Origin of the sequence: Veillonella parvula, assembly GCF_036456085.1 — a bacterium.
Classification (GTDB): Bacteria; Bacillota; Negativicutes; order Veillonellales; family Veillonellaceae; genus Veillonella; species Veillonella parvula_E.
Genome location: NZ_CP138632.1, coordinates 90,853 through 104,130, shown reverse-complemented (window position 1 = coordinate 104,130; position 13,278 = coordinate 90,853). Strand labels below are relative to the sequence as shown.

Annotated in this window: 12 protein-coding genes and 1 tRNA gene; all 13 read right to left on the bottom strand. The window is 38.4% G+C overall.

Annotated features, from left to right (window positions below):
• Window positions 1-41: 41 nt before the first annotated feature.
• The 13 genes from PK1910_RS00465 to ttdA all read right to left on the bottom strand — a co-directional run bounded on the left by PK1910_RS00465 (window position 42) and on the right by ttdA (window position 13,145).
• Window positions 42-929, bottom strand: a complete 888-nt coding sequence (locus PK1910_RS00465) for a DMT family transporter (RefSeq protein ID WP_008601469.1) — start codon at window positions 927-929, stop codon at window positions 42-44.
• A 210-nt stretch (window positions 930-1,139) separates the two neighbouring features.
• Window positions 1,140-2,639, bottom strand: coding sequence for a threonine synthase (gene thrC, locus PK1910_RS00460; RefSeq protein WP_331299011.1), 1,500 nt, complete (start codon window positions 2,637-2,639; stop codon window positions 1,140-1,142).
• Window positions 2,640-2,823: 184 nt separating this feature from the next.
• Entirely contained in the window at window positions 2,824-3,765 is a 942-nt protein-coding gene (locus tag PK1910_RS00455; protein ID WP_287511310.1) for a Dyp-type peroxidase, read from the bottom strand.
• A 282-nt stretch (window positions 3,766-4,047) separates the two neighbouring features.
• A tRNA-Lys gene (locus PK1910_RS00450) sits at window positions 4,048-4,123 on the bottom strand.
• Window positions 4,124-4,206: 83 nt separating this feature from the next.
• Window positions 4,207-4,509, bottom strand: a complete 303-nt coding sequence (locus PK1910_RS00445) for a hypothetical protein (RefSeq protein ID WP_008601476.1) — start codon at window positions 4,507-4,509, stop codon at window positions 4,207-4,209.
• Between the two features lies 1 nt (window position 4,510).
• Window positions 4,511-5,476 (bottom strand): GTP 3',8-cyclase MoaA, encoded by a 966-nt coding sequence (gene moaA, locus PK1910_RS00440; protein ID WP_120055451.1) that lies wholly within the window; start codon window positions 5,474-5,476, stop codon window positions 4,511-4,513.
• A gap of 26 nt (window positions 5,477-5,502) precedes the next feature.
• The gene (locus tag PK1910_RS00435; RefSeq protein ID WP_173014547.1) at window positions 5,503-5,943 is read right to left on the bottom strand and encodes an MOSC domain-containing protein; all 441 of its coding nucleotides are present in this window, start codon (window positions 5,941-5,943) and stop codon (window positions 5,503-5,505) included.
• A gap of 214 nt (window positions 5,944-6,157) precedes the next feature.
• The gene (locus tag PK1910_RS00430; protein ID WP_270278521.1) at window positions 6,158-7,486 is read right to left on the bottom strand and encodes a nucleobase:cation symporter-2 family protein; all 1,329 of its coding nucleotides are present in this window, start codon (window positions 7,484-7,486) and stop codon (window positions 6,158-6,160) included.
• A 180-nt stretch (window positions 7,487-7,666) separates the two neighbouring features.
• Complete coding sequence (locus PK1910_RS00425; protein WP_120055458.1) at window positions 7,667-8,284, bottom strand: cyclodeaminase/cyclohydrolase family protein; 618 nt, start codon at window positions 8,282-8,284, stop codon at window positions 7,667-7,669.
• 29 nt (window positions 8,285-8,313) lie between these two features.
• Window positions 8,314-9,984, bottom strand: a complete 1,671-nt coding sequence (locus PK1910_RS00420) for a formate--tetrahydrofolate ligase (protein WP_101928830.1) — start codon at window positions 9,982-9,984, stop codon at window positions 8,314-8,316.
• A 276-nt stretch (window positions 9,985-10,260) separates the two neighbouring features.
• Entirely contained in the window at window positions 10,261-11,529 is a 1,269-nt protein-coding gene (locus PK1910_RS00415) for an SLC13 family permease (RefSeq protein ID WP_008601488.1), read from the bottom strand.
• A 102-nt stretch (window positions 11,530-11,631) separates the two neighbouring features.
• Window positions 11,632-12,243, bottom strand: coding sequence for a L(+)-tartrate dehydratase subunit beta (gene ttdB / locus PK1910_RS00410; protein ID WP_008601490.1), 612 nt, complete (start codon window positions 12,241-12,243; stop codon window positions 11,632-11,634).
• On the bottom strand, window positions 12,243-13,145 hold the full coding sequence (gene ttdA / locus PK1910_RS00405; RefSeq protein WP_128113932.1) for a L(+)-tartrate dehydratase subunit alpha: 903 nt from the start codon (window positions 13,143-13,145) through the stop codon (window positions 12,243-12,245). Before ttdA ends, ttdB begins: the two co-directional genes overlap by 1 nt.
• Window positions 13,146-13,278 lie beyond the last annotated feature (133 nt).

Genomic DNA, 13,278 nt, shown 5'->3' with positions numbered 1-13,278 from the left:
CCCACTGTCATATACAGTCTGATACTGTATATATTCGACATTTATTTAATTTTATCCTCTATAACCTTGCCCTCTCTTAATGGACCACTCTGTTCTTTAAGACGCGCCAACATGACAGAGGATATAAACATAGCAATACCAGCTCCTACTGTTGCTATGGATAAGCTTTCACCAAAGATCAAGAACCCATAGAAGGAACTAATAAATACGCCAACGTATTGCAAGAATTGAGCCACTACAGCATTGGTCGTAACAAAGGCGCCAGTCAAGAAAAACTGAGCCACTACACTAATACCACCGATAGCGAAGATAATGAGCCAATCTGTACCTTGAGGCATAACGAGCTTATCAGTAGTGACGAGGCCCGCAATCATGCCAGTAATCATGAAATAGGCCATGATTTCAAAATTACTATGTTTTCCGCGTTTACTAATAGTTCGTATCGTCGTATAGGCCGCCGCAGCTAAAGCAGCACCTAAAATTGCTACCAATGCATACCAAGAAAATGATTCATAACTAAAAGGATTTACCATTACTAAGACAGCAATCAAAATGACTCCAAGCCATTTGCCAGCCCCTTTAGGTATCGATTCCTTCAGAAACAGAGCACTAAAGATAAAAACAAATATTCCTGTCGTCTGAAATAGAATTGTTGCATCAGATAATTTTATGTGTACCAATGCTATGAAATTACATACCATACCAAAACCGCCGTATAAGCCACGCATGACGAGGAGCCCCCGATCCTCTTTTGAAAAACGGATGCCCTTCACATACATAATAATGAGCACCGCAACAGTCCCAAAGAACCCACGGGCAAAAGCGATCTCCCCAGGTGGAATATTTGTCCCTAACAGTTTTACAAATACATTCATCGTACTAAATAAAAGTGCGGATAACAATGCATATATAAGGCCCTTTTTAGCCATAGCCCCTCCTATAATTATATTTCTCTATATAATTATAAACCCATATTTCTATAAATAATGAATACATCAATACATACTAACAAAATTCCATATCATATGATGAATGTTAATTTAATGAGAAAATGAATTTAATTGGTTAATCAATAAAAAATGATTACTCAATAAAAAACATATAGATATGCCGCCCTTCTAAGGAAAGGCGGCATTGTATTATTTAGAGAATGTATCTACAAAATCTAAGATTTCTTGTTTCATATTCTCTTTGTCGATTGCTTTTGTAAAGCGCAATGGTTTGGATTGTAAGGCTTCCAATTGTTTAGGGAAGGCAACACCCGTTACAGCAGAGATATTATCTAAGCTTTCATAAGGAGTCTCGCCCACCTTGATATCCAATGCCTCACAGATTGGTGTAGGAAATTTAAATGGATGTGCTGTAGATGCAATCACTATATGACGAGCGCCATCTTCAGGATGCTTCTCCAACTCCTTCATATACGCCCCCATAGCAACTGCCGTATGAGGATCCATTACATAACCGTAAGAATTATATACTTGTTCAATGATTGCTTTTGTTTCTTCATCATCAACGTAGGCACCAGCAAAATCAGTCTTAACACGTTTGAACTCTTCTTCATTAACAGTTAATTTGCCTGTTGTTTTAAGATCTTTCATCCATCCTACTGTACGTTCGCTATCTTCACCAGAAATATAATATAAGAATCGTTCAAAGTTAGAGGATTCAAGAATATCCATAGATGGAGAAATCGTCGTATAGAATGGGCGGTTCATATCGTAGGTACCGTTTTCAAAGAAGTCAGTAAGTACGTTATTTTGATTAGATGCACAAATCAATTTGCCGATAGGAATCCCCATTTTTTTAGCATAGTAAGCAGCCAAGATATTACCGAAGTTACCTGTTGGAACTACAACGTTGAAAGCTTCATCTTCATGGATTGCACCTTGTGCAACCAGTTCAGCATAGGCATTTACATAGTAAACTACTTGTGGAGCTAAACGACCAATATTGATAGAGTTCGCACTGGAGAACATAATCCCTTTTTCAGCAACCTCTTCAGCAGTCGCTTTATCAACAAAGAGGCGTTTCAAGAATTGTTGAGCATCGTCAAAATTGCCATGAATAGCCGTAACATTAACATTCTCCCCTTCTTGTTTTTGCATTTGTTCCGCTTGCATAGGACTAACGCCATCAGTCGGGTAGAATACTTGAATATGAGTTCCCGGTACATCCTTGAAGCCCTCAAGAGCTGCTTTACCAGTATCACCAGAGGTAGCCGTTAAGATAAGAACCTCTTTTTTCTCACCTTCCGCCTCTTTAGCTGCCACTAACAAATATGGGAATAAGGACAAGGCCATATCTTTGAAAGCTTGTGTGCGGCCATGGAATAATTCCAATACGGAAACCTTTTCCAATAAAGAGTGTAATGGTGCAATATCACGGGTGCTGAAGTTAGCATCGCAATAAGCAGAATTAATCATTTCATTTAAATGAGCTTCGGAAAAGCATGGAAACAACTTTGCTAAAACAACGGCTGCTACTTCTTGGTAGTTTTTATCTTTCACATCATTGTAAGTTAAGCAGTTTGTAGGAAATAAAGATGGTACATATAGGCCACCATCCTCTGCTAAGCCGTGCAACAATGCATATGTTTCATTTACCGTAACGGTACCTCGGGTGCTAGTATAATTCATGGAATACCTCATTCATGACTACAATGGATTTTTACGAGTTTAATAGATTTATTATAGCATAAAAGCGCCCACTTGGGGCGCTTTCTATAGAATTATATAATAAATTTTTAATCTAATAGATAAAACCAAATATTACTAACTAATTAAGTGAATATACAGCTTTCCAATATTAATCAGAATTCGGTTATAGTTCACCTTCCGCAATAGCATCCAATGTATCAAGAGATGGGATGAAGAATAACATGCCAGTAATAGGTTTGGAGTAATCAAGCAATTTATCGTTTTGCGTAAACATATTGGTAAGCATTGTTTTAGTTACATCCCAGTAACGAGCATAACCGATGAAAAATGTACCACGTACGCCATGTCCTGGTTGAGCAAATGGAACATTCATACGAACGATTTTGTGTTCTTCGTCATCACGATTATCTTGAGCCACTACATTGTGAGCTGCCGGATCTTTTTCATCATCCTCTAATTCAATATCGCTAAATTTACGACGACCAATGAATTTTTCTTGCATTTCTGTAGGAAGTGCACGCCATGCATCAAGATCATGTTCATATTTTTGAGCAAATGCATAAGAGCCGTTAGTGAATTCAGGATCTTCATCACCAATAACGCCCCACTCTACAGCCTCTTGGCCAACAGGGTTTTCCGTACCATCAACGAAATCAATAATCGCACGACCTTGTTCGTAGTGGAAGCCATGGGTTTCATCTACAACAGATGTAATAGGGCGTAAGAACTCCATAATTTGATCTACTACAGTATACGTAACAGATTCATCATTAGAGCAGACATGCAAAAATAAGTCAGCTGCTACAGCTGGTACATCTTGTTTATCACCTTTTATGCCTTGGAAGTCTTCTAACTCTTTTGGTACCGGTGCATTAGGAAACAAATAATCCCATGCCTTACGGCTAAAGCCAAAGGCAATGCCCAAACCTTCCCCATTAGCGCGAATACTAACAGAACGTTTAATGGCTTGAATACGATCTGCCATATCTTGAATCACTTCAAGCTCTGCCTCATGATCTTTACGGTTTAACAACAAAGTGGTGAAGTTGACACTTTGTCCAGCATCTTTATACACATCTTGTGTTCTAGAAACATCTACTGCCATTTGGTACCTCCTAATGAGAAAAACTATTATACAACCATCATAAGCTATTATAATTTTACTGTCTATAAAATATATTATATTGTATCAATTCTATATTCCATTAATGTTAAAGTTTATAAACTTAATTGAATCAATGACTACTCGTTTGAGAAAAATAGGATTAAACCACAACGTATTTTAACCATGTAAATAACTATATGAAGGCTAAAAAGATATGCAAAAAGCTAAAAGAAAAATATTTACACAAAAAAAGAACTCACACAAAATGTGAGTTCTTTACTCTGGTGGACCACCAGGGGTTCGAACCCTGGACACCCTGATTAAGAGTCAGGTGCTCTGCCAGCTGAGCTAGTGGTCCATGACATGAATAATTATATGCTTATTTTATAGGAATGTAAAGAAAATTTATTACACTCCTATAAAATATCAACATTCATATTATTAATATTGTAATACCCAATCCTTCATAATATTACAGGCCTCAGTAGGGAGTAAATCACTAGTCCCTACGCAGTTTTCACCACTATATAGTTGAAGCACACTATGAGTGCGGCTTACTTCTTTAACAATAATATTCGTTAAATTAGACTTAGGAACGCTAAACTGTAACCCATAACGACCAAAATAGGTAAAAACAGACTCTTGTGTATCGTATTCTATATGGACTTGAAGCATCTTGCCTCCAGGCCAGCATGATTCAATATTTTCCTTTGATCTAGGCTTTAAAAAATCAAAAAATCCCATACTACCCTCCGATTCGCCACATTGGTCGTTCTGGTTGCTCCATGCCTATACCATCATGTCGTTCTTGTTTTCGTTGCAAAGCACGTTCGATATGCTTGGCTAAAGCCTCTTCTGAGGCACCATTGCGCACGAGCGATACAAGGTCAGCCTCATCATCTCGCAACAAGCACAATCGCATTTGACCATCAGATGTAAGGCGCACACGATTGCATGTATCACAATAGCTATGAGACATAGAAAAAATAAAGCCCACGGCCTTACCACTAGGCAGTGCCAAATATGTAGCTGGACCAAAGCCATAAACAGAATGAACCTCTGTGAGAGATCCGCCACTAACGCGTTCTAATTGTTCCTTCCATTCATCAAAGGTAGGCCCATGAAAGGCATCACCTTGGAACGGCATGTATTCAATAAACCGCCAAACAACAGGCCATTTTTCAACATATTGTAATAAAGATTTAACTTCATCATCGGACCAATAACGAGATAAAACGGTATTAATCTTAACGGATTTAAAGTTAGCATTAATAGCACTACGTATACCGTCGAGAACAGACTCCAACTGTCCCGTTTTACCAACACAGGTAGCAAAAGCTTCAGTTTCAAGAGAGTCCAAACTAATATTCACACGATTCAAGCCAAATTTTTTTAACCGTTGCGCTCGTGAAGCTAATAAACTGCCATTGGTAGTCATAGAGATATCTTCAAACCAACCTGATTCTTTAATGCGACCTAGTAGTTCTTCAATATGTGGATAGAGCAAAGGCTCACCACCTGTGAGGCGTACTGCCTTCACACCAATATGATGGAAAGCTCCTAAAATGGTCATCCATTCATCAACAGACAATAGTTGCGTTTGACTTTGAGGCGTAATTTCTGCAGGCCGGCAGTAGGGACAACAAAAATTACACGCATCTGTCAGCGACAGACGTACATATTCAATTGTACGACCCCATGCGTCTTTCATAATACACCTCGTTTACCAACTCAAAATTATTTAATAATAGATACTTCATCACCTACGCGAATCGTACCGTTTTTAAGAACCTTACCAAAGATACCTTGTGTAGGCATAATGCAAGAACCAACTTGTTTCATGATTTCGCAACCATGATGGCATTCCTTGCCAATTTGAGTAATTTCAAGAATCACATCATCACCTACTTGTAAGTGAGTCCCTACAGCTAATTCATAAAGAACCATACCTTCTACTGTAATGTTTTCAGCGAAATCACCAGGTTTAACATCTGCACCTTGCGCCCGCATATGTTCAATACTAGCGATACCAAGTAAGCTGATTTGACGATGCCAATTTCCTGCATGAGCATCTCCCTCCATCCCATGATCTACAATGAGATTGGCGGATTCAATATTATGTTTTTTTTGCCCTTTTTTCTCACTAATGGAGATAGCAATAATCTTTCCGTCTGCCACGTGCCCCTTCCCTTCTTATGGGAACATTCCATATACATAACTTTTTATAAACACTTAATTGTAAATCCAGACTGTATTCCTATTTTATGAAAGTATCACAAAATAGTTCTACAATTATCTATATATTATAGCATAGTATTCATACATTTTCCCTGTGAATTTAATCACTAAAAAGAACTCTATTCTATAGGAATAGAGTTCTCGTATGTATTATTTAGCGACGACCCATTTCTTGAATTTCATCGCCATGATTAACACCATTGAGTAATAAGTTAAGCAAGATTGCCGTAATACTACCAAAGGTAATGCCAGATTTTAATATAATTTGTGCCCAATCAGGGAAATTAGCATAAAAGTTCGGCGCCGCAATAGGGATCATAGCCACACCAATACTAATCGCCACAAGCATCAAGTTATGATTACCATCAAAGCTAACCTTGCCAAGAGAGCGAATACCGCTAGCAACAATCATGCCAAACATAGCAATGCCAGCACCACCGAGTACTGCATTTGGTATACTAGCAACAATAGCGGCTAATTTAGGGAATAAACCTAACAAAATTAAGATTACTCCAGATGCAGCTACTACAAAGCGACTTTTAACACCTGTAACCGCAATAAGTCCTACATTTTGAGCAAAGGCTGTATATGGGAAACTATTAAGAATTCCCCCTATTAAAGTGGAAATACCATCAGCACGAATAACAGAAGCCAATTCTTTTCGACCTATTGGCTTATCCACAATTTCACCAATAGCAATACTATCACCTGTAGTCTCTACCATGACAACGAGCATGACGATAATCATAGATAGTACAGAAGCCCAGTCAAATGTTGGCAAACCAAAATAGAATGGTTCAATGAAAGCAACCCATTGAGAACGACCAACTTCGTCAAAATTAGCAACGCCCATTGCAAAGGCAATTGCTGTGCCTGCGATCAAACCGATTAATACAGAAAGATTACTTAAGAAACCTTTAGCAAACTTGTATACAAATACAACAATTAAAAACGTAAGAAATCCAAGTCCTATGTTCGTATAACTTCCAAATTCTGGATTTCCTACACCGCCCCCCATCCAATTAATGGCAACTGGCATCAAATTAATCCCAATAAGAGTAATTATTGTTCCCGTTACAACAGGGGGGAACAGTCGAATTAGACGGCTAAAGAATGGAGCTACTATAAAAGTAAATAGACCTGCTACAATAATGGCACCGTAAATGGCAGTCATACCATGCTGTGCCCCAATCATAGTCATAGGTCCGACAGATGCAAAAGTAACACCTTGGATCATAGGGATACGCCCACCTATATTACCGAAGCCTAATGTTTGAATTAAGGTCGCAATGCCACAAGTAAACAAGTCTGCTGTAATAAGACGAATCAAGTCCTCCACAGGTAAATTCATCGCCTGTGCCACGATAATCGGTACCGCAACAGCTCCAGCATACATGGCAAGTACATGCTGTAAACCAAAGGCAAAGAGCTGTGGTATGGGCAACATACTATCGACTGTATTTATTTGGTTCTGATCTGTCATAATGTCTCCTACATAAAGCCTCGAAATATCACCCATTTATTTTACACTATCGTTCGGATTATAACAATAGAAAAAAGAGAGTCTATTATTTTATATGTATTAATAGGCTCTCTTTATATTATTTCCCGAACTTTTATAGTTTGCTCGGTTATATTATTCGATTTATATTATAATCTCTTATTATTCATATAACCCTATGATAGACGACTCTTTAACATCAAGATCTTTTTCAATGGCATACATCTTAGATGTTAGTTCTGCTACAAAACTTTCATCTTTAATACCAGATAAATTAATACGCACATTCAAAAAAGCCGATTTCACTGCAGCACGCGCATTAATAGCCGCAATAATACCATCTGTAATAAGGTTTTGATTCCCCTTACGAGAGGCTAATTCTGCTAAATCAAATATTTGATTCGCTAATTCTCCAATTTCAAAAGGTACCATAGCAGCATCTTTGTATGCTTGTTGAATAGCAGCTGTACGCGCAGCCTTTTCTTCATCTGTATTCTTTGGCAATCCTAAGGCGTTCATAAAGATATTAAATACATCTGCATCAGCTTGAGATAATTCGAGCATGCGCTTGCGAATCGCTTCTGCTTTAGCTTGAAGCTCCTCCATTTCGGTCTGAACCGCTTCATAACCTTTTTTACCAAATGTAAGGTTTGCTACCATTTCTGCTAAAGCCGCCCCCGTTGCGGCAGTCAATGCCGCAATAGCACCACCACCTGGCGTTGGCGCTTTAGAGGCAGTAGCAGCCACAAAATCTATTACTCGTTGTTCTACTAATTTCATAACATAGCCTCATGTAAAAACACTTTCTATTAGAACAAGCCTTTAATTGTGCCGTCTGCTTCGATATCCATATTAAGAGCAGCAGGACGTTTAGGAAGGCCCGGCATGACCATTACGTCACCTGTACGACACACGATAAAGCCTGCCCCATTAGCAACACGAATATCGGATACAGTAATTGTAAAGCCTGTTGGAGCTCCTAAGAGTGCTGGATTATCGGATAAGGAGTATTGCGTTTTCGCCATACATACAGGCAAACGATCAAGGCCCCAATCTGCTAATTGTTTAATTTGCTTTTTCGCTTTGTCCGTAAAGATAACACCATCGCCACCATAAATAGTTTTAACGATTTTATTAACTTTGTCCTCTAAACTATCTTCTAACTCATATACGAATTTAGGTGTTGGCTTAGGGCCTTCAAGTAACTCTACAACTTTTTTCGCCATATCAGTGCCGCCTTCGCCACCCTTTTCCCAACATTCATTAAGCTCTACAGGCACGCCAAACTCATCACATAGGCGAGTCAACTCAGCAATTTCTGCATCTGTATCGCTAGCAAATTTATTGATTGCCACTAATACAGGCACATTGAAATAACGCATGTTTTCAATTGCTTTTTGTAAGTTGCTGAAACCTTTAGTCACGGCTTCAACATTTTCTGTATTCAACTCTTGTTTTGGTACACCACCATGCATTTTAAGAGCTCGTAATGTAGCTACGATGACGATTGCATCAGGGAAAATATCGCCGTATCGGCATTTAATATCAAGGAACTTTTCAGCACCCAAGTCAGCGCCAAAGCCGGCTTCAGTAACTACGATATCACCAAGTTTAAGTCCTAGTTTTGTAGCTACAATGGAGTTACAACCATGAGCAATATTTGCAAATGGACCGCCGTGAACGATAGCCGGTGTATGTTCTAATGTTTGTACAAGATTTGGTTTAATAGCATCTTTCATAAGAAGTGCCATCGCACCTTGGCATCCAAGTTGATGAACATAAATAGGATCACCTGCTAAGTTACAACCGATAACGATGCGACCAAACCGTGCTTTCAAATCTTCTAAGTCCTTAGCTAAGCAAAGAATAGCCATGATTTCAGAAGCTACAGTAATCATGAAGTGATCTTCTCTAGGGAACCCACATACTTTACCACCGAGTGCAACTGTCACATTGCGAAGAGCACGGTCATTCATATCTAGAACACGAGTCCATGATAATTGACGCAAATCGATTTGCAATTCATTTCCTTGATGGATATGGTTATCGATCATAGCGGATAATAAATTGTTAGCCGCTGTAATAGCATGCATATCACCTGTAAAATGAAGATTGATGTCATCCATAGGTACAACTTGAGCATAACCGCCACCTGCTGCACCACCTTTAATCCCAAAAACAGGTCCTAAGGATGGCTCACGTAATGTAGCAATTGCATTTTTACCGATTTTTTGTAAGCCTTGTACGAGACCAATGCTCGTTGTAGACTTACCTTCCCCTGCTGGTGTTGGCGTAATCGCTGTGACTAGCACCAATTTGCCATCTGGTTTAGATTCTAAACGACGAATAGCATCAAAAGAAATTTTAGCTTTATAATGACCATATTGTTCAATGTCATCAGGTGTTAACCCACATTTATTGGCAATAACCTGAATCTTTTCCATTCTATTCTGTTGGGCAATCTCAATATCGCTTAACATAAAGCCTCCTCGGCACCATGGCCACATAAACCTATATAACAACTATTAGATAGACGTATACGTTTTGTAATATATGTCTACTGTGAATGTATATTTGTACACTTACATTACTCTATTATATGTGAAAGTTTCTCTAATGTCTAATACTTATGTCTAACAAATTTAGTAATCTATCTAATATATAACAAAACAAGCACAATATATGCAGGTAAGCAAGAAAAGGCCCTGACGTAAATATACATCAGGGCTTTCAATATATACCAAATACTTATCTTATTAGAATGGGAATAGGATTGGAAGTAAAATAAGTGCTACGATACTAGATACAACGATAAGTGGTAAACCAGCTTTCACATAATCCATGAAGCTATAGCCAGCTATGTTGTATACCATAGTGTTGGCAGGCATACCAATTGGTGTTGCATATGCCAAGGAGCTTGCAATTACGATAGCTGCAAGAACTGCTTTAGGATCGAAGCCAAGTTGAGAAGCTAGGCTAAGACCGATTGGAACTAGTAAAGCACAAGTAGCTGTATTAGACATAAAGTTTGTCATAAACACACCAAGCACAAAGATTACTACTAACACAACGATTGGAGATGGGCTTGCTCCAAGACTATTAACAATAATGTCAGCAATTACACTACCAGTACCAGTTTTTACCATTGCATCACCGAGAGCCATAGAACCAGCAAATAGCATAATTGTTTTCATGTCGATAGATTTAACAGCTGCCGTTTCGCTAATAACATTAGTAGCTACTAAAACAAGCGCACCTATCCAAGCACTTACATAAAGTTTTACACCTAATTGTTTTTCAAAAATCATAGCAACGACTGTCAGAATCAATATAATCGCAGCAGTCCATTTCTTCCAAGATGGCACATGACTATAATCATCATTACCTTCAAAAGCACCATCTGGTTGGTGGCTTGGAGCATCTGGTAAGAAACGTTTACCAATTGTAGCATAGAATATAGTACCTACGATAAGGATTGGTAAGCCTACTAAACCATAATCAAAGAAATTAAAAGAACCTAAGCCTGCTTGTTGTAATCCTGCTTGAGCAATCATGTTACCAGGAGCACCGATAAGTGAGATATTACCACCCATGGCTGCCGCAAATACGAGAGGCATCAATAACTTAGTTTGTTTAAAACCACTCTTTTTACAAATACCGATAATTACAGGAATCAGTACAGCAGCTGTACCAGTATTAGATAAGAAGCCAGATAAAACACCTGTAATCATCATAACTGCAACGAGCAAGGATGTTTCAGTTTTAGCAAACTTATGAACTACATTACCTACACCTACAGCGACACCTGTTGCAAAGAAAGCTTCACCAATTACAAACATGCCCATAAATAGTAAGACGTTTGGATCCACAAAACCTGCGAACGCTTCTTTAGCGGATAATACCCCACTTAAGTGTAGGCCTACTGCTACAACCATAGCGGTAATAGACAAAGGGATTTTCTCCCACGCAAACATGACGATGGCAAATACCAAGAAGCCAAGAGTTATCATTACACTCGTATCCATATATACCTCCCAATACGTGTAATATACCTAAAAAAGGGTACAAAAAAGGAGGATTGTACAAAATCCGTATAATCCCCCTATTAAGTTAAGCTCACAATGAGATTATTTAATGAAGCTTACGTGTTTATAAATCTCTTCTAACACTTCTTCTTTCTTCGCATTGTATTCTACTTTTTTATTTTCAAAGTAGTTATTACCGTCTGCATCAATAGATACGATGAGCGGACCAAATTCTTTAACCTTAAAAGTCCACAAAGTCTCACACATACCTAATTCACGCCAATTAGCAGATTCTACTTTTTCGACTTCTGTAGCTGCAAGTACGGCATTGCCTGCAGGGAATACACAGTGTAGTGCACCAAAATCTTTGCAGGCACGTGCTGTTTCAGGACCCATACCGCCTTTACCTACAATGAGACGTACCCCCGTCTTTTTAACAAATTCATATTCGAATTTTTCCATACGCATAGATGTAGTAGGACCTACAGATACAACTTCAAATTCATTATCGCTTATAGTGCGAATAATTGGTCCTGCATGAAGTATAGCCCCATCTTTAACATCAACTGGTAGCGTTTTACCTTCTTCTACCACACGACGATGGCCCATATCACGACTAGTTGTAATATGCCCAGTCAAATAAATCACATCACCTGGCTTAATGCCTTCTAAATCAGATTTTTGAATTGGTGTAGTTAATATTTTCTTAGCCATTATAATGTCACTCCTTTATGAGATTTAACTGTGCAATTACCATCCTTGTCAAAGACGAGAACGCCGCGGCGATGATTCCAACAACCTACACTAACAGCACAAGAAATAACAGATGGATGACGTGTACCATGTTCAATATTCACACCTAATACAGTTTTATCCCCACCCATACCTTGAGGTCCAATACCAATTTTATTTATGCCATCCTCTAATAATTGTTCCATGTAAGCCGCTTTTTCATTAGGTGCTTTTGAAGATACAGGACGCATTAATGCCTTTTTAGATAATCCCGCAGCGGTATCAATAGTTGTAGCAATCCCTACACCTACCAATAGTGGAGGACACGCATTCAAGCCATAGCTTGTCATCAAATCAAGAACAAACTTAGCAACACCTTCATAGCCTTCGCCTGGCATCAATGTTTTACCGGATCCTGGCAAGGAACAACCGCCACCAGCCATATAAGGGAAGATTTCTACATCATCGCGACCAGGAATGATATCCCAGTGAATATAAGGTGCAGTGAGGCCAATATTTTTACCAGTATTAAACTCATCAAAAGTTTCTACACAGTTCAATCGTAATGGAGCCTCTTGTGTAGCCTTATAAGTTGCTTCTCTTAGAATATCTTCTAATTCTCCTAGTAAGGGATAATTAGATCCAACCTTTACCCAAAATTGTAATACACCAGTATCTTGACAAGAAGGACGATTAAGCTGAGCTGCTAAATCCATATTGTGTTGCATTGTTTCATAAATAGATTTGGCCATAGGATTTTTTTCATCCTGTGCCAATTCATGAATTTTTTCTTGTACATCATCAGGCAATACCTTTGCCATATAAGAAATGAAATTAGCTATCTTATTTGTCATTTCTTGTACTTGTTGTTCCTTCGTACTCATCGTAAACCTCCAAATGGACTTCATTATTTAAGACGTGATTATTTATGTTTCGAAACCTTAGCTCCTTTCGATGATTTCATTGTACTCTTTTTTTAGGATATAACTATCCAATTTACAAGTTCATTTTCAATGG

Excerpts from the sequence above, each read along its gene's own strand:
- PK1910_RS00415 (WP_008601488.1), bottom strand. The coding sequence starts at position 11,529 with ATGGATACGAGTGTAATGATAACTCTTGGCTTCTTGGTATTTGCCATC.
- moaA (WP_120055451.1), bottom strand. The coding sequence starts at position 5,476 with ATGAAAGACGCATGGGGTCGTACAATTGAATATGTACGTCTGTCGCTG.
- PK1910_RS00445 (WP_008601476.1), bottom strand. The coding sequence starts at position 4,509 with ATGGGATTTTTTGATTTTTTAAAGCCTAGATCAAAGGAAAATATTGAA.
- ttdA (WP_128113932.1), bottom strand. The coding sequence starts at position 13,145 with ATGAGTACGAAGGAACAACAAGTACAAGAAATGACAAATAAGATAGCT.
- thrC (WP_331299011.1), bottom strand. The coding sequence starts at position 2,639 with ATGAATTATACTAGCACCCGAGGTACCGTTACGGTAAATGAAACATAT.
- PK1910_RS00465 (WP_008601469.1), bottom strand. The coding sequence starts at position 929 with ATGGCTAAAAAGGGCCTTATATATGCATTGTTATCCGCACTTTTATTT.
- PK1910_RS00420 (WP_101928830.1), bottom strand. The coding sequence starts at position 9,984 with ATGTTAAGCGATATTGAGATTGCCCAACAGAATAGAATGGAAAAGATT.
- PK1910_RS00430 (WP_270278521.1), bottom strand. The coding sequence starts at position 7,486 with ATGACAGATCAGAACCAAATAAATACAGTCGATAGTATGTTGCCCATA.
- PK1910_RS00455 (WP_287511310.1), bottom strand. The coding sequence starts at position 3,765 with ATGGCAGTAGATGTTTCTAGAACACAAGATGTGTATAAAGATGCTGGA.
- ttdB (WP_008601490.1), bottom strand. The coding sequence starts at position 12,243 with ATGGCTAAGAAAATATTAACTACACCAATTCAAAAATCTGATTTAGAA.
- PK1910_RS00425 (WP_120055458.1), bottom strand. The coding sequence starts at position 8,284 with ATGAAATTAGTAGAACAACGAGTAATAGATTTTGTGGCTGCTACTGCC.